Source organism: Streptomyces colwelliae (genome assembly GCF_048158785.1).
Taxonomy (GTDB): domain Bacteria; phylum Actinomycetota; class Actinomycetes; order Streptomycetales; family Streptomycetaceae; genus Streptomyces.
The window spans coordinates 1-18,134 of the sequence record NZ_JBLTJC010000209.1 but is presented as its reverse complement, the minus strand read 5'-3'; the positions used below and the strand labels follow the sequence as shown (position 1 = coordinate 18,134).

Below are 18,134 nucleotides of genomic sequence, written 5' to 3'. Positions count from 1 at the left end.
CGTCATGCAGCACTACCTGCTCAGCGTGATCACCCCGACCGACGGACAGATGCCCTCGCCCGAGGAGCTGGCGGAGATCCGCCGCAAGCTGGAGACCTTCCACGACGAACTCCAGGCCGCCGGCGCCCACGCGCACAGCCGCCCGCACCGCGTCGATCGCGTCGCGGTGGCGCAGGGCGCGGGAGACGGGCCCGATCTCCTGGAGGAGGTCGGCGGTGTCGGGGTGGCCGCCGGTGTTGCCGTGGCCGGAGTCGACGGCGTCCAGGATCGCCACCGCCGCGGCGAGCGCCTTCGCGCGGGGCGGGGTGCAGCCGAGGTGGAGGGCGGCCTGGTGGGCGCGGGTGCGGAGGTCCTCGTCGAGGTGGCGGGCGAGGGGCAGGAGGACGTCCCGGATGTACGTCTCCCGCCGGATCAGGCGCAGTTCGGGCGCCGCGCACAGCAGGAAGGGGACGCCGTCGCCGTCGACGGAGCGCATCAGGACGTACAGCGGCCGGAGTTGGTGGTGGGCGAGACGGACGCGCAGGCGGCCGTGCAGGAATTGGCCGGTGTGCGGCAGGATGAAACCGACGGCGATCAGGACGGCGGCGAGGCAGGCCGCGCACGGGGCGATGTCCGTGCTCAGCGCGTCGAGGTCGTGGCCCGTCCAACGGGCCGTCACCGCCGTGATTTTGGCGAGATCGAAGACGAGGCTCAGCGCGTAACCGGCGCCCAGGAACGTCAGTCCCGAGCGCAGCCAGCCGTGCAGGCCGTCCGCGCGGACCCAGTTCCAGATGAGCCGCACGGTGACCAGCGCGGCCACGGTGTGCGCGAGCAGATAGAGCAGGATCTCCTCGCGCATGAATGGCGTGTTGGCGTAGTACGTGTCCAGGTCCCGCACCCGCTCCACGGGCGCGTCGGCGAGGGCGAACAGCACCCACAGCGCCACGACCACACCCGAGTAGACGGAGATGATCCAACGTCTGGCGCGCCGGGTCGTGTTCGAACGGTCGGACAGCCCGAAGCGCCAGGCGACGATGAGCAGCAACCCGGCCCCGCTGAACGCGGTGAGCAGCGAATACGCCCACGGCGCCGCGAAGTTGGGCACACCCGTGACCCGGTTGGTCCAGCCGATGACCGACGGCGTCACGGACACGAACAGCGCGCAGGCGAACAGCAGCAGCCCGCCGACCGCCCGTAACAGCGGGTCCCGCCACAGCCGGATGATCGACGGCAGCTTCAGCGCGAGGGCCGCGCCGAGGACCGCGGTGGGGATCCACACGAAGGACGTGTACAGCTCGCCCAGGAAGGTCGTCACCACGTCGTACGCTCCCCCTTCCCGCCGTCCGCTGCACAGCCGGTCCGAGGTTACGCGCCCACAACTGCGAACGTCATGTCATCCGGTGGCCGTTGTGGGACCGGGAACGACCGCTGTGTCCGGAAATCGCCCCCGCGAATGAACCGTGCACTGTGTTCAACCCATTGACGCGCAAGCGCTTCGATTTTACGGTCCCGTTCGAAGTTGCGAGCAGCATTCGACATATCGAACACGACAGGATCTCTACAGTAAGGGCAGGCAATGGGACGACCTGACCTGAATCGCAGACACCTACTGGCCACGGCGGGCGGCCTCGCGGTCGCGGGCAGCCTCGCCTTCGCCGCTCTCGGCACCGGCGCCGACGCGCTCGCCTCCGGCGCGGACACCCGGGTGCGCTACTGGAACCTCTTCAGCGGCGGCGACGGCGCCAACATGATCGCGATGCTGGACGCCTTCCGCGCGGAACACCCCGGCATCGACGTGAAGGACTCCACCCTCCAGTGGGGCAACCCCTTCTACACCAAGCTCGCCATGGCCGCGGCGGGCAATCGCGCACCGGAACTCGGCGTCATGCACATGGGCCGCGTCGCGGGCTTCTCGCCGGGCCGGCTCCTCGATCCGTGGGACGAGGACCTCCTCGCCAAGTACGGCGTGCGCAAGGCCGATTACAACCCCGCGCTGTGGAACCGCGGTGTCATCGACGGCGAGTTGTACGCCCTGCCGCTCGACGTCCACGTACAGCTCTGCTTCTACCGCAAGGACGTCCTGAAGAAGGCGGACCTGCTCGGCGACGACGGCCGGATGGTCCAAGTCACCTCCACCGACGAGTGGTTCGACGTCCTGAAGAAGGCCAAAGCGGTCCAGAAGAAGGGCCTCCAGACCATCGGCCTGTGGACCAACGACCAGAACTTCCAGTGGTGGTTCTTCGTCGCCTTCTACACCCAGCTCGGCGGCGGATGGTTCGACGACGGCAACACCGAGGTCCTCTTCGACGCCGACAAGGCCACCCAGGTCCTGGAGTTCTTCCGCCGGCACGTCACCGACGGATACGTCATCCCGGGCGCACCGACCGGCGAACAGTTCATCAACGGCGCCCCCTTCACCTGGGAGGGCGACTGGTCGGTACCGGTCTTCTCCGGCGCCAAGCTGGACTACGGCGCGACCCCGCTGCCGCCCGTCTTCGGCAGGCAGGCGACGCACGCCGAGTCGCACTCCTTCGTCCTGCCGCACCAGGCGGGCCGCGGCGGCGCCACCAACGAGGCCGCGCACGAACTGGCCGCGTATGTCGTCACCCACGCCCTCCAGTGGGCGGCCGGCGGCCACATCCCCGCGTACACGCCGACGCTGTCCACGGCCGCGTACAAGAAGCTCACCCCGCAGAACGAGTACGTCTCCGCGATGAACCACCAGGCCACCGAGCCGAAGGTGTGGTTCGCGGGCTCCACCGGCGTCCTCGCCCAGGATCTCGGCCCCCTCGTCGTTTCCTCGACGATGGGCTCCGCCAAACCGGCCGCCGTCGCGCGGACGATGAAGAACCACCTCACCAAGCTCCTCGCCTCGAAGAACCCGATGGACGGCAGGACCGCCGCACAGGGAGGTGCAGCCGCATGACCACCAGTGCCGGGACCGTCATCGCACCGGCGCGGACGAGGACCGCCACCGCCACCGCGACCGTCCGCCGCAACCAGGGCTTCCAGCACGGGGGTTGGTTCGTCGCCCCGTTCCTGGCGCTCTTCGCCCTGTTCGTCGTCTGGCCGCTGCTGCGCGGCGTCTACCTCAGCCTCACCGACGCCAACATCTCCGGCGACGGCGCGAACTTCATCGGCCTCGACAACTACCGCGAGGCCCTGCACGACCGGGCGATGTGGGACGCGCTCGGCCACAGCGCGTACTTCACGCTGCTCGTCGTGCCGTGCATCACCGTCCTCGCCTTCCTGCTCGCGATGCTCGCGCACCACATCGAACGCGGAAAGTGGTTGTGGCGGCTGTGCTTCTTCGCGCCGTTCCTGCTGCCGTCGACGGTCGCGGGCAACATGTGGCAGTGGCTGTTCACCCAGGGGATCGGCCTGTTCAACGAGACCTTCGGACTCACCACACCCTGGCTGACCGACAAGTCCTACGCGATGCTCGCCATCGTCATCGAGACCCTCTGGTGGACCGTCGGCTTCAGCTTCCTCCTCTACCTCGCCGCGCTCCAGGGCATCCCCGACCACCTCTACGAGGCCGCCAAGCTCGACGGCGCGAACGCCTGGCACCGCACGGTCCACATCACCCTGCCGATGCTCCGCCACATCACCGGCCTGGTGATCGCGCTCCAGGCCCTCGCCTCGCTCCAGCTCTTCGACCAGGCCGTCGTGATGATGGACTTCGGCCCCGGCCCCGAGCTCAGCACCCGCTCCTTCGTCCAGTACACCCTCGAACAGGGCTTCACCAGCTACCGCGTGGGCTACGCCTCCGCGATGTCCGTCATCTTCTTCGTGATCATCGCGGCCGTCGCCCTCGCCCGGATGGCACTGCTGCGCAACCGTGAGGAGGGCACCCGATGACCGCGGCCACAACCACCCCTGTACGCAAGCCCCGCAGGCCCTGGACCCCCAGCCAGATCGTCCTCACGCTGCTCGGCGCCGCCGTCTCCGCCCTCTTCGTGGCGCCGATCGCCGCCGCCCTGTTCACCTCGCTTAAGTCCGAGGCCGAGGCGGCCGAGATCCCGCCGCACTGGCTGCCCGAGGTCTGGACGGGCCAGGCATGGAAGGCCCTCTGGAAGACCGGCAACATCACGGACTGGTTCGTCAACTCCCTTGTGGTGTCGGTCCTCGTGACGGCCATCGTGGTCACCGTCGCCGCACTCGCCGGATACGGCTTCGCCCGCACCGAGTTCAAGGGCAAGTCCGTCCTGATGGGCGTCGTGATGGCGGGCCTGATGATCTCCCCGGCCGTCCTCGGCGTCCCCCTCTTCACCACCGTCCAGCAGATGGGGATGGTCGACACCTACTGGGGCATGATCCTGCCGCAGTGCGCGCCCGCCGCGATGGTCTACATCCTCTACAAGTTCTTCCAGGGCATCCCCCGCGAACTGGAGGAGGCCGCCTTCATCGACGGCGCGGGCCGCTGGCGGATCTTCTTCACGATCGTCGTCCCCCTCTCCCGCCCCTCCCTCGCGGCGGTGGGCATCTTCACCTTCATCGCCTCGTGGAACAACTTCCTGTGGCCGTACATGGTGACCAACAACCCCGACCTGATGACCATGCCGAACGGCATCGCGACCGTCATGAACTCCTACGGCATCCAGTGGGCCCAGCTCATGGCCGGCGGCCTCATGGCGGGCCTGCCGCTGATCATCGTCTTCGTCTTCTTCCAGCGTCAGATCGTCGCGGGCGTGGCCCACACCGGATTGGCGGGACAGTGACCATACGAAGAGGTCTTGCCGGGGTAGTGATGGCGGCCGCTCTGGCCCTGCTGCCCAACACGGCTCAGGCAGCGCAGAGTTACCCCGACCCGCAGCCCATCACGGGCCAGCAGATCATCCACGACCCCACCGTCATCGCCCTCAAGTCCGGTGGCTACGTGGCCTATTCGACCGGCGGCGTCATCGGCGCCCGCACCTCCAAGGACCGCGTCCAGTGGGACGACGCGGGCAACGCCTTCGCCGCGCCCCCGAGTTGGTGGTACGACTACAACTCGACCGGCGACCCCTGGGCCCCCGACCTCTCCTACCGCGACGGCCGCTACTGGCTCTACTACGCCGTCTCCTCCTGGGGCACCAACCACTCCGCGATCGGCGTCGCCACCTCCCCGACCGGCCTCCCCGGCACATGGACCGACCAGGGCAAGGCCTTCACCTCGGAGACCACGGACCCCTGGAACGCCATAGACCCGGCGCTCATCCAGGCCGACGGCAAACTCTGGATGGCGTTCGGCTCGTACTGGACGGGCATCCGCCTGGTCCAACTCAACCCCGCGACGGGCAAGGCGATCCCGGGCGCAACGGTGTCCCAATTGGCAACTCGCCCGGACGCGCCCTATGCGGTCGAGGGCGCGTACATCGTCCACCACGGCAGCTACTACTACCTCTTCGCGTCGTACGACGCGTGCTGCGCCGGCGTGAACTCCACCTACAAGATCCGCGTGGGCCGAGCGACTTCAATCACGGGCCCGTACGCGGACAGCACGGGCAAGCCGATGCTCGCGGGCGGCGGAGACCTACTGCTGGCCGGCCACGGCCGCTACATAGGCCCAGGCGGACAATCCATCTTCCAAGACAAAGGTAAGGATGTCTTGGCATACCACTATTACGACGGAGACGATAACGGCACACCGAAGCTGGGGCTGAACACCCTGAGCTGGACAACAACCGGCTGGCCAGTCGCCCTCTAGGGGCGCGGGGAACTGCGCGACCAGCCCCCACGCACCCGCAGACAAAACTCAACCTCGAAAGGCGCACATGAGTACCGCCCGTTTCACCCTCGACCCAGCCTTCACCATCGGCGAAGTCAACCCCCGCCTCTTCGGCTCCTTCGTGGAACACCTCGGCCGCTGCGTCTACACCGGCATCTTCGAACCAGACCACCCCACCGCAGACACAGAGGGCCTCCGCCAAGACGTCCTGGACCTGGTCCGCGAACTCGGCGTAACGACCATCCGCTACCCCGGCGGCAACTTCGTCTCCGGCTACAAGTGGGAAGACTCGGTAGGCCCCGCAGGAGATCGCCCTCGCCGCCTCGACCTGGCTTGGCGCTCAACAGAGACGAACCGGTTCGGCCTCTCCGAGTACATCGCGTTCCTGAAGAAGCTGGGCCCCCAGGCAGAACCGATGATGGCGATCAACTTGGGCACCCGGGGCGTAGCCGAGGCCCTCGAACTCCAGGAGTACGCCAACCACCCCTCCGGCACGACCCTCTCCGACCAGCGGATCGCGCACGGCGACAAAAACCCCTTCGGCATCCAACTCTGGTGTCTCGGCAACGAGATGGACGGCCCCTGGCAGACGGGCCACAAGACCGCCGAGGAGTACGGCAGGATCGCCGCCGAGACGGCCCGCGCGATGCGCCAGATCGACGCCGGTGTCGAACTCGTCGCCTGCGGCTCCTCCTCCCAGGCCATGCCGACCTTCGCCGAGTGGGAGTCGACGGTCCTCCAGGAGACGTACGACCTGGTCGACTTCATCTCGCTGCACGCCTACTACCAGCCGACCGACGGCGACCTCGACTCCTTCATCGCCTCGGCCGTCGACATGGAGTCCTTCATCGAGAACGTGGTCGCGACCGCCGACCACGTGGGCGCCCGCCTCAAGTCGAAGAAGAAGATCAACCTCTCCTTCGACGAGTGGAACGTCTGGTACACGTCGGACTGGGAGGAGCAGGCGAAGAACGCCGATCCCGCCGACTGGCCGGAGGCGCCGCGCCTCCTGGAGGACAACTACAGCGTCATGGACGCCGTGGTCTTCGGGTCGCTCATGATCGCGCTGCTCCGGCACGCCGACCGCGTCACCGTCGCCTGCCTCGCCCAGCTCGTCAACGTCATCGCGCCGATCATGACCGAGCCGGACGGCCCGGCCTGGCGGCAGACGACGTTCTTCCCGTTCGCGCAGGCGTCGAAGTACGGGCGCGGCCAGGTCCTCGACGTCCGCGTCGACTCCCCGAAGCACGAGACGCGGAAGTACGGCGAGGCCGACCTGCTGCACGCCACCGCGGTGCGCGGCGAGGACGGCTCGGTCACGGTGTTCGCCGTCAACCGCAGCCGCACCGAGTCGCTCCCGCTCGAAGTCGGCCTGAACGGCCTCGACCTGACGTCGGTCGTCGAGCACAGCGCCCTCGCGGACGCCGACCCGGATGCCCGCAACACACTGGCCGACCCGGAGCGGGTGGCCCCGCACATGGTCGAGGGCACCACACTCCAGGACGGCACCCTGACCGCCGTACTGGAGCCGCTGTCCTGGAACATGATCCGGATCAGCTGAACCGAAGCAGATCCCCGAACCGAAGCGGAACTATCGGCCGGGGGAGGCCACCGGCGAAACCGGTACTCCTCCGGCCGCGCTCCCCAACAGCGTCAGCCGTACGTCCTTCGGGCCCGCCGGTGTGGTGCCGTCGGACAGGACGGCCAGGGCGAGTGTGTTGGTGCCACGTGTGCGGAGGATCCCGTTCGGCAGGGCGAAGGTGTGCTGTGGGCCCACGTCGTTGATGTACTGGCCCATGTTCCAGCCGTTGAGGAAGATCTGGACGCGGTAGGCGCGTGCCGGGTCGTCGTCGAGGATGAGGCCGATCGAGGCGTCGATGCCGGTGTCCACGGCGAGCTTGAAGCTGGTCCGGTACCAGGCCACGCCCTGCCGCTTGTCGGCGCGGGGGAGCGTGACGGCCTCCCAGCCGGTGTCCGTGTACCCCGGCAGATGCCAGCCCTCCCGCTCGCCGTACAGCCCGCCGTTGTTCTGCGGCCCGCGCACGGGATCGGGTGTCGTCGCGCCCTGGAGCCGCCAACTCACCTTCGGGGAGGCGCCCTTGAAGGTCGCCGCCGTCAGACCGCGGGCCACCTTGTGGGTGTCGAGGGCCTTGCCGTCCTGGTCGTGCTGCATCCGCCGCACCAGCACGGACAGGACATGCGGACCGGCCGCGCGCAGTTTCGCGGGCTTCTCCGGGACGGCGAGAGTCGCCTTCGCCGCCCAACTGCCCTGCCGCACGCTGCTGTTGGTCGGCACCGGCATCCGGTGCGTGCCGAGCGGTTCCCCGTCGAGCCAGGCCATCAGCAGCCCCTGGGTACCGGTGCTGTAGGCGAGGGTCACCGACTCCAGGGCGTCGGCCGTGCCGGTCGTGAAGCGGCCCCGGTACCAGACGTCCCCGTAGTGGAAGCCGTAGTCGTCCGCGAAGAGCAGCGGTTGCCCGGAGGGGATGGCCGTCGTGCTGAACGTCGAAGTCCTGTTCGCCGCCGTCCACTTGGAGTCGTCGAAGGCGACCGCGGCCTCCTGGTTCTCCACCTTCCGCCGCCAGCCGTCGAGTGCGGGGAGCGGTACCGCGGGCACCCCCGGCAGCAGCGCGTCCGGGTTCGAGCGCAGGCTGCCCGCGGTGGTGACGGTCGAGGGCACGGCCCGCCCGTTCCAGGTGACGTCGGTGATGCCGCGCGGGCCCCACACCTCAAGGCCGGTCTCGCCGATGGTGTCGCCGGTGAGGTGGGCGGTCGTACCGCTGAGCTTGGCCTCGCGCAGCAGCGCGGGGCCGTAGACCAGCGCGGTGCCCGAACCGGTCTCGTACGGCCACAGGCGTACGGAGGTCGCCTCGTCGGCGAAGACCAGCAGGAGGGGGTTGTCGACGCCGCCGGCCTGGACGAGGACCCGGGTCAGGCCGCCGATGCCGAGCGGGACGGTGACGTGCAGGAGACCGCGGTCCCACACCCACGCGGCCTGCGCGTCGAGCCGGGTCACCACCGGCTCCTCCGGGCAGTCGAGCACAATGTGGGCCATCTCGCCGCGCTTCCCGGCGAACACGGCGATGTCCTGCCGGCCGGCGGTGAGGAACATCATCGGCGTGATCGTCGAGTACCTCAACGTGCGTCCGCCGAGGGCGAGATGGGTGACGAGGAGGCGGGCGTCCTGGGCCGCGACGGTGACCTCGATGTCGTCGGTCGCGGTCGGCAGCGTCGAAGTGACCTCCGCCGTACCGTCGTTGCGCAGGACGTAGACATGGGAGCCGGTGTCGGCGTTGGTGAGGTGGTAGACCTTCAGGCCGTCCGCCTTGACGTCCGCCGCCTTGTCCAGCTTGGCGAAGTCGGGCACGGTCCGCAGCAGATGGCCGAGCTGGTGCATCGGCACGAGTTTCGCGGTCGGGCTGCGGCCCTCGTCGAAGGCGGCGCCGTAGTCGTACGACGTGTAGACGACCGGCGCGGGCAGCCAGCCCCACGAGGTGCCGCCGAAGGTCATGTAGACGTTGTGGAGGGTGAGTCCGTTGGCGAGGTTGGTGAGGTAGAAACGCCGCTCGTACGCCGCGTCACGCGTCCGGCGCGACTCCGCGTACCCCTTGCCCTCGAACCAGGACCCGCCCCACGGATCGAACCAGCCCCCGCCGAACTCGGGCACGAAACCAGGGGTCTTGGGGCTGGCGGTGGCCCCGCCCTTCGCCCCGCCGATCCCGTAGTGCCCCCAGTCCGGCGGGAGTTGGGACGGCGAGGGATACCCGTCGAAGCCGTACAGCCAACCGCCCTTGTCCGCGCCGGTGTCGAACGACCCCGGGGTCCAATAACCGTTGCGTCCCTTGTCGTTGTGGAACAGGGGGACGTCGATGCCGTCGGCGCGCACCTTCTTGTACAGGTGGGACATGTACTCGGCGCCGGACGGGTGGGTGAGCTGGCCGTCGTACTCGTTCTCGATCTGGTAGAGCAGGACCGTGCCCGTGCCCTGGGTGAACAGGTGCTTGGAGACGATGGAGTTGACCTGCGTCAGCCACTCGTCGACGTGCGAGAGGTAGGTCGGGTCGGCGGTGCGGGCCGTGCCTTTAGTGGCGGTCAGCCAGCCGGGGAAGCCGCCCGCGTCGATCTCGGCGTTGATGTACGGGCCCGGGCGCAGGATGACGTAGAGGCCGGTCTCGGCGGCCATGCGCAGGAACAGGTCGAGGTCGCGGACGCCCGTGAAGTCGTAGCTGCCCTGGGCGGGGGAGTGGTAGTTCCACGAGACGTAGATGCTGACGGCGTTGTAGCCGAAGGCGCGCATCTTCTGTAGGACGTCCCGCCACAGGGACGGGCTGGGCAGCCGGAAGGGGTGCATCTCGCCCGACCACAGGACCAGGCGTTTGCCGTCGACGATCAGGGAGTAGCGGTCGTACCCGATCGTGTGGGACTGGCCGTCCGCGGCCGGCGGCGCGGGGGGCGCGCCGGTCGGTACGACGTGCACGGCGTACGCGTCACCGCTGCCGCCGCTGCCACCCCCCAGCGCGAATCCGAGCGCGGCCGTGCCCGCGAGGGTGCTGAAGGTACGCCTGCTCAGCTCCACTGGAAGCTCCTCCCGGGTCCGGACCGTCGGCGGCACGTGCGAAGCCATTTTCCGTGGTGATCCCAGGAGGCCGTCGTGCGGGGCCATTCTCTACGCCAGAACGGCCCACAATGGACGCATGAGGATCTCGGCACGGGCGGATTACGCGGTACGGGCGGTACTGGAGCTCGCCGTACGGGGTGACGACGGCCCCCTGAAGGACGGTCCGGTGAAGGCCGAGACCATCGCCGGCGCGCAGGACATCCCGCACAAATTCCTGGAGGGAATTCTCGGCGACCTCCGGCGCGCCGGGATCGTCGACAGCCGGCGCGGCGGGGGCGGCGGGTACCGGCTGGCCCGCGCCGCCACCGAGATCACCGTCGCGGACGTCATACGCGCGGTGGACGGCCCGATCGTCTCGGTCCGCGGCGAACGCCCCACCGGCCTCGCCTACACCGGCACCGCCGAACCCCTCCTCCCCCTCTGGATCGCGCTGCGCGCCAACGTCCGCAAGATCCTGGAGGGCGTCACCCTCGCGGACATCGCGGCGGACGCGCTGCCGGAGCAGGTACGGGCGCTGGCGGCTGAGCCCGCGGCTTGGGAGAACCCGTAACGCTACGGGTTGGGCAGGCACAGCACCGGTGGCTGTGAGTGTCCTCAGTCTCGTCTCAGACTCCGCTCAGAATGACCGCCTAGCGTCCCTCGGCATGCGCACGCTGATACTGCTCGCCCTCGCGGGCCTCGGGGCCCAGCTCGTGGACGGCAGCCTCGGTATGGCCTACGGGGTCACGTCCACGACGCTGCTGCTGGCCATGGGCACGAACCCGGCCGCCGCCTCCGCCACGGTCCACCTGTCCGAGATCGGTACGACGCTGATGTCCGGCGCCTCGCACTGGCGGTTCGGGAACGTGGACTGGAAGGTCGTGGTGCGGATCGGCGTACCGGGCGCGATCGGCTCGTTCCTCGGGGCCACCGTGCTGTCGAACCTCTCCACCGAGGTCGCCGAGCCGGTGATGTCGCTGATCCTCTTCGGGCTCGGCGTGTACGTCATGTCGCGGTTCACCTTCAAGGGACTGCCGAAGGGGCAGCTCGGCAAGCCGTTGCGGAAGCGGTTCCTGGCGCCGCTCGGGCTGGTCGCCGGGTTCCTGGACGCGACCGGCGGGGGTGGCTGGGGACCCGTCGGTACGCCCGCGCTGCTGGCCAGCGGACGGATGGAACCGCGCAAGGTGATCGGGTCGATCGACACGAGCGAGTTCCTGGTGGCGGTGGCCGCGAGCCTCGGTTTCCTCGTCTCGCTCGGGTCGCAGGGGCTGAAGTGGACCTGGGTGATCGCCTTCCTGCTCGGCGGAGTCGTGGCCGCGCCGGTCGCCGCCTGGCTGGTGCGGCTGGTCCCGCCGCGGGTGCTGGGCTCCGCGGTCGGCGGGATCATCGTCGTGACCAACGTCCGTACGCTCCTGAAGAGCGACTGGATCGGTGCGTCGAGTGCGCTGAGCACTCCGGTGTACGTCGTGCTGTACGTCATGTGGGCTGCCGCCCTGGCGTACTCGGTCCGTGCCCATCGCCGGGAGAGGGCGCTGGAGGCGCGGACCGAGTCCGAGTCCGCCGAAGGGCGGCAGCCGCTCGGGGTGTGATCGGCGATCCCCGATCAGTGCATGCTGGTCATCCGCCTCCTGGTCAACTCGTGCTCACGCCCACGGTCAGGGTTGCCGTGTAGCCGTCGGACACGTCGGAGCCGAGCGCGGTCAGCGTGAGCAGACCGGACGCGGCGCCTCCGTCGTCGTAGATCGGGTCGTCGCCGAGGGCTGTCTCGGCGGTGGTGTTGTCCGAGTACGGGGAGGTGGCCTGCACTTCCTCGTTGAGGTCGGCGTCGAAGAAGAACTGGCCGGTGTGGACGAGCGTGCCGCCGGTGTACGTGCCGTCGGCGATCAGGACGCGGCGACGCTGGACGCCCTTGTCCCGGCGGTGCCGGGCGGGCCGTTGGCCGAGTTCCTGGTCGTTCCCCTTGTTTCCCGTCATGGCAAGGAAGCTAGGGCGATACCTGAAGGATTCCTTGATGTGCGGCTGTGAAGGGCCTGGGGACGGAACGGTCAACGGCCGCTTATTTCAACAGAGTTCACACACTATGGAGAAGATGTGAAAGACGCGTCTGTGAATGGCCTGAGTTCGCGCTGACCGCTTCCTGTGGGGCTCCCTACGATGCGAGCGCGCCGTCGGTCTTCACAGGAACTTCATTGTTTCTTCAAAGACTTGGGGCGCGGCCACCCCCCAACCTCAAGGAGAAACCATGCCTGGTGGGCTCCTCCTGAGCGGCGCCGTCGCCGCTCTTCTCACCACCGTGCTGCCCACGCAGCACTCGTCCTCGCCCGTGTTCGACGACCCGCCCCCGGACAAGATCGTCATCAACGTCGCCACGGTGAACGGCTCGGGCTGCCCGCAGGGCACGACGGCGGTCGCCGTCTCCGAGGACAACACCGCGTTCACCGTGACCTACAGCGCGTACCTCGCCCAGGTCGGCGGCAACTCCGACCCCACGGCGTTCCGCAAGAACTGCCAGCTCAACCTGGTCGTCCACGTCCCGCAGGGCTTCACGTACGCCATCGCCAGCGCCGACTACCGGGGCTTCGCCTCGCTCCAGCGCGGCGCGAGCGGTGCGCAGAAGGCCTCGTACTACTTCCAGGGCTCGTCGAACACCACGAGCAAGAACCACCCGCTCAACGGCCCCTACGACGACAACTGGCAGGCGAACGACACCACGGAGGTGGCCCAACTGGTCTGGGCGCCCTGCGGAGTTCAGCGCAACTTCAACATCAACACGGAGCTGCGGGTCGGCGCCGGTACGTCGGCGCCCGGCGCGGTCAGCTTCATGACGATGGACTCGACGGACGGCGACATCAGCACGGTGTACCACATGGCGTGGGAGCACTGCCCGGGCACCTGACGCGCGGTGCTGTGAGGTGACATGAGGAAGGGGTGGCCCGTCTCGCACCGCGGGCCACCCCTTTTTTTCGTGGGGGGATCTCAGAGCCGTGTCAGCTCTGGCTGACGCCCAGCGTCAGGGTGCCCGTGTAACCGGACGAGGTCGAACTGCCCAGCGCCGTAAGGGTCATGAGCCCGGACGCGGCGCCTCCGTCGTCGTAGATGGAGTCCTGGGCGAGGGTGGTGCGGGTGACCGTGTTCGTCGAGTACGGCGAGACCGTGGCGACGGCCGTGGTGATGGTCTCGGCGATGAAGAGCTGACCCGTGTGGAGTTCGCTGCCGCCGGTGAACGAGCCGTCCGAGGTGAGCGTGACGCCGGTGTGCACCTTCACATGGATGTGGACACAGCGGCCTCGGTACCAACCGGGGTAGATGGTGGTGATGTTGGCGAGGCCGGCGGAGTTCGTCAGGATCCCGCCGCGCAGGAAGGTGCCGTCGTCCGGCTCGCTGTGGCCGTTGTTGCCGACGTAGCCGGAGTACTCGCCCAGCGCGTCGCAGTGCCAGATCTCCACGAGCGCGTTGGGGATGACGGCGCAGGTGCTGTCGTCCACGACCGTGAGGGCGAGTTTGAGCGGGATGCCGGCCTTGCCTTCGGTGACGTCGGCGCGGACCAGGGCGCCGTCGAGGTAGTAGGGGCCTTCGGTCATCTCCTTGGTGAGGGTGCAGACTGCCGCCGCGGCTGCGGGAGTTGAGTCCGCCGTGGCTGTGGTGGGGGCTTGGGGAGCGGCGGCGCCCACGGCCAGTACGGCGGCCGTGGTGCCGGTGGCGATCAGGACGGTACGGCGTCCGACCGGGGTGGGGGTGGCTCCGTGTTTGTCTGTCATGGACACGGCACCGTAGGAGCGAAATCTGTCGCCCGGCTGTGCGAACCGTAAAGTGACGATCAGTCAAGTTACTTGCGAGACAGCCTGCTTGGGTGCCCGGGGTGCCACGCCCCGGGCGACGGCCGCGAGCAGCCCGACCGACGCGGCCACCAGCAGCGGATGCCCGACCAGCCAGGTCTGCGGGCCCTCGAACGGGTCGGACGCGGTCACACCCGCCCGCTCCAGCATCCACGACCCCGCGAACACGAGTCCCACGGCCGCCGTCCCGATCCGGAACGCCGGATAGAGCGCCGTACGGGCCAGGACGAGCAGCGAGGGCATCAGCAGGGCGACGACGAGGAGTTGGGTGATCTCGATGCCCAGGTTGAAGCCCAGCAGGGTCGTGACGAGGGAGCCTCGGTCGAGACCGAGGGCACCGATGACCGACGCGAACGCCAGACCGTGCACCAGGCCGAAACCGGACGCGATGACCACCTCGCCCCGCGCCACCAGCGGCCGGATCGCGTGCACGGCGGACACCGCGATCGAGAACGCGATCAGCGTCTCGACCGGCCGTGACGGCACGTGGACCACTCCGGCCGCCGCGAGGGCGAGGGTGAGCGAGTGGCCGACGGCGAACGCCGACACGACGTGCGAGACCCGGACGACGCTCCGGCGCGGCGGGTTCGAGCCGGTCCGCCATCGGCCGCCCGCCGCCGTCAGCGGTGCCGGGATCAACAGCATGAGCAGGAACAGGAGATGGTCGGCGCCCTGGCCGACGTGCTCGATGCCGAGCCCGGCGGCGGACAGGAACCCCCGGGTCCAACTGCCCTGTCCCGCAGGGACCTTGAGGCTCTTGGTGGCCCAGTCGATGACTCCGAGCGTCTTCGCGTCGCCGTCGGCGCCGTGGCGGACGGTGACGATGACGCGGTGGGTGAGGAGTTCCTCGACGATCACGTCGTAGCGGAGGTCGAAGTCGGTGACCCGGTGTCCCCGCGGTGGGCGGATCGTCAGGGGGTAGACGAGGTGTTCCGTGCCGTCGATCGTGCGGACCGTGCCGGTGCCGAGCGTGACGGTCCAGGGCGTGCCGTCGGTGCCGGCGGCGCTGATGTGGCGGGTCGCGTACCGGTGGAGGGACACCCGGTCGGCGCCGAGGACGCCGGCCGGGGTGAGGCCGCGGTGGACGGCTATGGCGAGGCGGTCGATCGGCAGTTCCACCTCGCCCTCGACCCGGTCGGCGCGCAGGTCGAGGAGGACGGCCGAGGTGGCCATCGGGTGGGCGCCGGCCGGCGACGCGAGGCCGCCGGCCAGCAGGAACACCGTGAACAGGAGCAGCGTCAGGAGTCGGCGCACGATGGTGTTCCCCCGCCCGTCATTCCCAGCCGTAGTCGGCGGTCTCGTCGCGGAAGATGGTGTGCTGGTGGACGCCGTCGGTCGAGGCGCCGGGCTGGTTGGAGAACTCGATCCAGGCGGACGGTCCGTCGAGCCGGACGTAGGTCTGGTTGTTGTCGAGGGTCGTGCCGCCGCTCCAGCCGATGTACGTCCGGTCGTACTCCGACACGTACTTGGCCAGCAGCCGCTTGGCCGCCCGCTCGTCCAGGTCGTCGACCCAAGCCCTCAACATCGCGGTGACCTTGGCCCGTTGGGCCCGCGTGAGGCTGGAGACGAGGACGCCCTGCGGGGTGGGGAAGGGGCCGTCGTGGCCCGGGCCGAGATACAGGTCGTCGAAGCTGCCGTCGATATGGGCCGCCGTCAACTGCTCGGCGGTCAGGGCCTGGACGGCGCCTACCGTCGAGGTCCGCTTGTCCTCCAGCGGCGCGTAGAACATGTCCTCCCAGTTGAACTGCATCGGCTCCACCCCGGTCAGGGTGGGGGAGAGGGAGACGTTCCGGCCGGCGTAGGTGATGGTGTACGCCGCGTGGTGGCCGCCGTACTGGACCGTGAACTCCCCTGTCCTGCTGGGCAGTCCGAAGAAGGCGATGTAGTACCACTGCGAGCCGAAGCTGGCGCCGCCTCCGCCGGGGCGGCCCGTGGGGCGACCGGACGGCGTGCCGGTGGGGGCGGCCGTGGGAGTCGCTGTGGGGGTGTCCGTGGGAGTGGCCGTGGGGCTGAAGGTCGGGACGGCCGTGGGGGTGCCGCCGCCTCCGCCGGTGCCCGACAGGGAGGCGAGGTAGTCGTCCGCCTCGCGGATCTCCAGGAGTTCCTCGTAGCCCTTCTCGCTGAGCGCGGCCTCCATGACCTTCAGGGCCGCGGCCTGCTGCTCGTCGGTGAGGTCGCCGAGCTTGAGGCCGTTGCGGGTCACGACGGGGATGGGGAAGTTCGACCAGCCGGTCTTCTTGGCCGGGTCGTCGAAGTCGTAGAGGACGGCGTCCTTCTGCTCGTCGGACAGGGTCGCCAGGAAGGCGTTGGCGGCGGCGGCCACCTGCGCGGTGTTCGCCCCGCCGGCCCCGTGCCGGTTCGCGGAGGCGGGTACCGCCTTCACGCCGGTCGTCAACTCCGATGAGGAGGAAGCGGAGTTGAGAGCGGCACAGCCGGTGGCGGCGAGAGCGAAGCAGGTGGCGAGGGCCAGGGCAGGACGGATCCGTCTGACGGTCGACATGGGGGGACTCCCGTGGGGTCGGGGGCGGTCGGGTCGGGCGGCGGTGGCTCTCATGGTGGGTGAGCGGTCTCAGACGTCGTCGGGAGTACGTCGGGAGCCGGGTAAGAGAAGGGCGCTGCGGCGACCGGGGTTGAGGATGAGCCATTCATGAACCGCCGCTCGGACAACGCTGGTTGAGTGTGGTGCGGGAGGGGCAGCCGGTCTCCATGATGTGGACGTGGAGCAACGTGTCCTGATCGCCGACGACGACCGCGCGGTCCGTGAATCCCTCGCGCGGGCACTGGAGTTGGCGGGGTACGAGGTCGTCGCCGCCGTCGACGGGGTGGACGCGCTGACCCGGGCCCGGCAGGGCGACTTCAGCGCGCTCGTGGTCGACGTGATGATGCCGTACGTCGACGGGGTGGCCGTGTGCCGGGTGCTGCGCGCGGGCGGCGACCGCACGCCGGTGCTGATGCTGACGGCGCGGGCCGGGGTTCCGGACCGGATCGCGGGCCTGGACGCCGGCGCGGACGACTATCTGCCCAAGCCGTTCGCCGTACCCGAACTGCTCGCCAGACTACGCGCGTTGATCCGGCGGCTGCCGTGCGAGCCGGACGCCGGACCGGACCGCGAGGCGTTGCGGCTCGGGGCGCTGCGGATCGTCCCGGCGGCCCGGCGGGCCTGGTGGTCCGAGGCCGAACTGCCGCTGTCCAAGACCGAGTTCGACCTGCTGGAACTGCTGGTGCGCAACGAGGGGATCGTGCTGGACCACGCGGAGCTCTACCGGCGGGTGTGGGGGCCGGAAGCCGGGGTCGACGCCAAGAACCTCGCGGGGTACGTCGGTTACCTGCGGCGCAAGCTCGGCGGGGCCGGGGCGCCGGAGCTGATCCACACCGTACGGGGCGTGGGCTACGCGGTGCGGAGACCGTGACGTGAGACGGGGGGTGGGGATGAGCCTGCGCTCGCGGTTCGCGATCTCCTTCGCCGCCGTGGGGGCCGTAGTGGCCCTGCTGGTAGGGGTGTTGAGCTACGGTGCCGCCGCCGACCGGGTCACCGCCGAGATCGACCGGACGCTGCGGTCGGCCACGGTGGCGCTCGCCGCCGACGGGACACCGGAGCTGTCCGGCGCGGTCACCGAGGACCCCGGCCTCTACCCGGGGCCCGACCGCCCAGGTCCCGGGGACGAACCACCGCGCCAGGTGACCGTCCAGTCCGTCGCACCCGACGGCACCCCCACCCACCTAGCGGGCCCGCCGGTACCCCTCCCGGTCTCCGGCACCACCCGCGCCCTCGCCGCCTCCGGCGCACCCGGGCAGTCCTCCGTCACGGAGGTCGTCGTCGGCCACGCCACGCAACGCCAGTTGACCACCGCGCTGGGCGGCGGCCGAGGAGCGCTCCAGGTCGCCGTCCCGGTGGACCAGACGCACTTCGTGCTCGGCGGCATGGCCAGGGAGATCGCCGGGGCGAGCCTCGCGGTCATGCTCGTCGCGGCGGTCGCGGGCCGGCTGCTCGCGGGCCGGATCACCCGACGGC

At 69.5% G+C, this 18,134-nt stretch carries 15 protein-coding genes and 1 pseudogene; 10 read left to right on the top strand and 6 right to left on the bottom strand.

The genetic code is table 11. The features are described from left to right. The coding region (locus ACNFOC_RS33635; RefSeq protein ID WP_416962821.1) for a DUF6545 domain-containing protein at nucleotides 1-1,297 on the bottom strand (1,297 nt) is incomplete at its 3' end. Between the two features lie 258 nt (nucleotides 1,298-1,555). On the opposite strand from ACNFOC_RS33635, the gene ACNFOC_RS33630 reads away from it, so the two are divergent. From ACNFOC_RS33630 to arfA, 5 genes are all read left to right on the top strand, one after another. After that, a complete protein-coding gene (locus ACNFOC_RS33630; RefSeq protein WP_416962820.1) occupies nucleotides 1,556-2,905 on the top strand; it encodes an extracellular solute-binding protein in 1,350 nt (449 codons plus the stop codon). Next, nucleotides 2,902-3,840: a carbohydrate ABC transporter permease gene (locus ACNFOC_RS33625; RefSeq protein WP_416962819.1), complete on the top strand. Its 939-nt coding sequence runs from the start codon at nucleotides 2,902-2,904 to the stop codon at nucleotides 3,838-3,840. Before ACNFOC_RS33630 ends, ACNFOC_RS33625 begins: the two co-directional genes overlap by 4 nt. Beyond that, the gene (locus tag ACNFOC_RS33620) at nucleotides 3,837-4,700 is read left to right on the top strand and encodes a carbohydrate ABC transporter permease (protein ID WP_416962818.1); all 864 of its coding nucleotides are present in this window, start codon (nucleotides 3,837-3,839) and stop codon (nucleotides 4,698-4,700) included. Before ACNFOC_RS33625 ends, ACNFOC_RS33620 begins: the two co-directional genes overlap by 4 nt. A gap of 29 nt (nucleotides 4,701-4,729) precedes the next feature. Further along, a complete protein-coding gene (locus ACNFOC_RS33615) occupies nucleotides 4,730-5,668 on the top strand; it encodes an arabinan endo-1,5-alpha-L-arabinosidase (RefSeq protein ID WP_416962817.1) in 939 nt (312 codons plus the stop codon). Nucleotides 5,669-5,735: 67 nt separating this feature from the next. Next, nucleotides 5,736-7,250, top strand: coding sequence for an arabinosylfuranosidase ArfA (gene arfA, locus ACNFOC_RS33610; RefSeq protein ID WP_416962816.1), 1,515 nt, complete (start codon nucleotides 5,736-5,738; stop codon nucleotides 7,248-7,250). Between the two features lie 30 nt (nucleotides 7,251-7,280). On the opposite strand, the gene ACNFOC_RS33605 is transcribed toward arfA, so the two are convergent. Continuing rightward, a complete protein-coding gene (locus ACNFOC_RS33605; RefSeq protein ID WP_416962815.1) occupies nucleotides 7,281-10,265 on the bottom strand; it encodes a glycoside hydrolase family 35 protein in 2,985 nt (994 codons plus the stop codon). Nucleotides 10,266-10,383: 118 nt separating this feature from the next. Between ACNFOC_RS33605 and ACNFOC_RS33600 the strand changes: the two genes are divergently transcribed. Together ACNFOC_RS33600 and ACNFOC_RS33595 are read left to right on the top strand one after the other, a co-directional pair. Next, nucleotides 10,384-10,857, top strand: a complete 474-nt coding sequence (locus ACNFOC_RS33600) for an RrF2 family transcriptional regulator (RefSeq protein WP_416962814.1) — start codon at nucleotides 10,384-10,386, stop codon at nucleotides 10,855-10,857. Nucleotides 10,858-10,951: 94 nt separating this feature from the next. After that, complete coding sequence (locus ACNFOC_RS33595; protein WP_416962813.1) at nucleotides 10,952-11,875, top strand: sulfite exporter TauE/SafE family protein; 924 nt, start codon at nucleotides 10,952-10,954, stop codon at nucleotides 11,873-11,875. Between the two features lie 43 nt (nucleotides 11,876-11,918). Here ACNFOC_RS33595 and ACNFOC_RS33590 read toward each other — a convergent pair whose 3' ends face one another. Further along, nucleotides 11,919-12,260, bottom strand: coding sequence for a peptidase associated/transthyretin-like domain-containing protein (locus tag ACNFOC_RS33590; RefSeq protein ID WP_416962812.1), 342 nt, complete (start codon nucleotides 12,258-12,260; stop codon nucleotides 11,919-11,921). Between the two features lie 268 nt (nucleotides 12,261-12,528). Here ACNFOC_RS33590 and ACNFOC_RS33585 point away from each other — a divergent pair, with 268 nt between their 5' ends. Continuing rightward, nucleotides 12,529-13,182: a DUF4360 domain-containing protein gene (locus tag ACNFOC_RS33585; protein WP_416962811.1), complete on the top strand. Its 654-nt coding sequence runs from the start codon at nucleotides 12,529-12,531 to the stop codon at nucleotides 13,180-13,182. Between the two features lie 91 nt (nucleotides 13,183-13,273). Here the strand turns inward: ACNFOC_RS33585 and ACNFOC_RS33580 are convergent, their stop codons facing one another. The 3 genes from ACNFOC_RS33580 to ACNFOC_RS33570 all read right to left on the bottom strand — a co-directional run bounded on the left by ACNFOC_RS33580 (nucleotide 13,274) and on the right by ACNFOC_RS33570 (nucleotide 16,622). After that, a complete protein-coding gene (locus ACNFOC_RS33580) occupies nucleotides 13,274-14,044 on the bottom strand; it encodes an intradiol ring-cleavage dioxygenase (protein WP_416962810.1) in 771 nt (256 codons plus the stop codon). A gap of 63 nt (nucleotides 14,045-14,107) precedes the next feature. After that, entirely contained in the window at nucleotides 14,108-15,376 is a 1,269-nt protein-coding gene (locus ACNFOC_RS33575) for a HupE/UreJ family protein (protein WP_416962809.1), read from the bottom strand. 19 nt (nucleotides 15,377-15,395) lie between these two features. Continuing rightward, nucleotides 15,396-16,622, bottom strand: coding sequence for a DUF3500 domain-containing protein (locus ACNFOC_RS33570; RefSeq protein WP_416962808.1), 1,227 nt, complete (start codon nucleotides 16,620-16,622; stop codon nucleotides 15,396-15,398). 217 nt (nucleotides 16,623-16,839) lie between these two features. Between ACNFOC_RS33570 and ACNFOC_RS33565 the strand changes: the two genes are divergently transcribed. Together ACNFOC_RS33565 and ACNFOC_RS33560 are read left to right on the top strand one after the other, a co-directional pair. Next, nucleotides 16,840-17,532 (top strand): response regulator transcription factor, encoded by a 693-nt coding sequence (locus tag ACNFOC_RS33565; protein WP_416962807.1) that lies wholly within the window; start codon nucleotides 16,840-16,842, stop codon nucleotides 17,530-17,532. A gap of 19 nt (nucleotides 17,533-17,551) precedes the next feature. Further along, a pseudogene (locus ACNFOC_RS33560) lies at nucleotides 17,552-18,134 on the top strand (sensor histidine kinase); the annotation flags it as partial.

What these genes read in the sequence shown, in the direction of transcription:
- ACNFOC_RS33615 (WP_416962817.1), top strand. Translation starts at nt 4,730, where the DNA reads ATGGCGGCCGCTCTGGCCCTGCTGCCCAACACGGCTCAGGCAGCGCAG.
- ACNFOC_RS33595 (WP_416962813.1), top strand. Translation starts at nt 10,952, where the DNA reads ATGCGCACGCTGATACTGCTCGCCCTCGCGGGCCTCGGGGCCCAGCTC.
- ACNFOC_RS33600 (WP_416962814.1), top strand. Translation starts at nt 10,384, where the DNA reads ATGAGGATCTCGGCACGGGCGGATTACGCGGTACGGGCGGTACTGGAG.
- arfA (WP_416962816.1), top strand. Translation starts at nt 5,736, where the DNA reads ATGAGTACCGCCCGTTTCACCCTCGACCCAGCCTTCACCATCGGCGAA.
- ACNFOC_RS33580 (WP_416962810.1), bottom strand. Translation starts at nt 14,044, where the DNA reads ATGACAGACAAACACGGAGCCACCCCCACCCCGGTCGGACGCCGTACC.
- ACNFOC_RS33625 (WP_416962819.1), top strand. Translation starts at nt 2,902, where the DNA reads ATGACCACCAGTGCCGGGACCGTCATCGCACCGGCGCGGACGAGGACC.
- ACNFOC_RS33630 (WP_416962820.1), top strand. Translation starts at nt 1,556, where the DNA reads ATGGGACGACCTGACCTGAATCGCAGACACCTACTGGCCACGGCGGGC.
- ACNFOC_RS33585 (WP_416962811.1), top strand. Translation starts at nt 12,529, where the DNA reads ATGCCTGGTGGGCTCCTCCTGAGCGGCGCCGTCGCCGCTCTTCTCACC.
- ACNFOC_RS33590 (WP_416962812.1), bottom strand. Translation starts at nt 12,260, where the DNA reads ATGACGGGAAACAAGGGGAACGACCAGGAACTCGGCCAACGGCCCGCC.
- ACNFOC_RS33570 (WP_416962808.1), bottom strand. Translation starts at nt 16,622, where the DNA reads ATGTCGACCGTCAGACGGATCCGTCCTGCCCTGGCCCTCGCCACCTGC.
- ACNFOC_RS33620 (WP_416962818.1), top strand. Translation starts at nt 3,837, where the DNA reads ATGACCGCGGCCACAACCACCCCTGTACGCAAGCCCCGCAGGCCCTGG.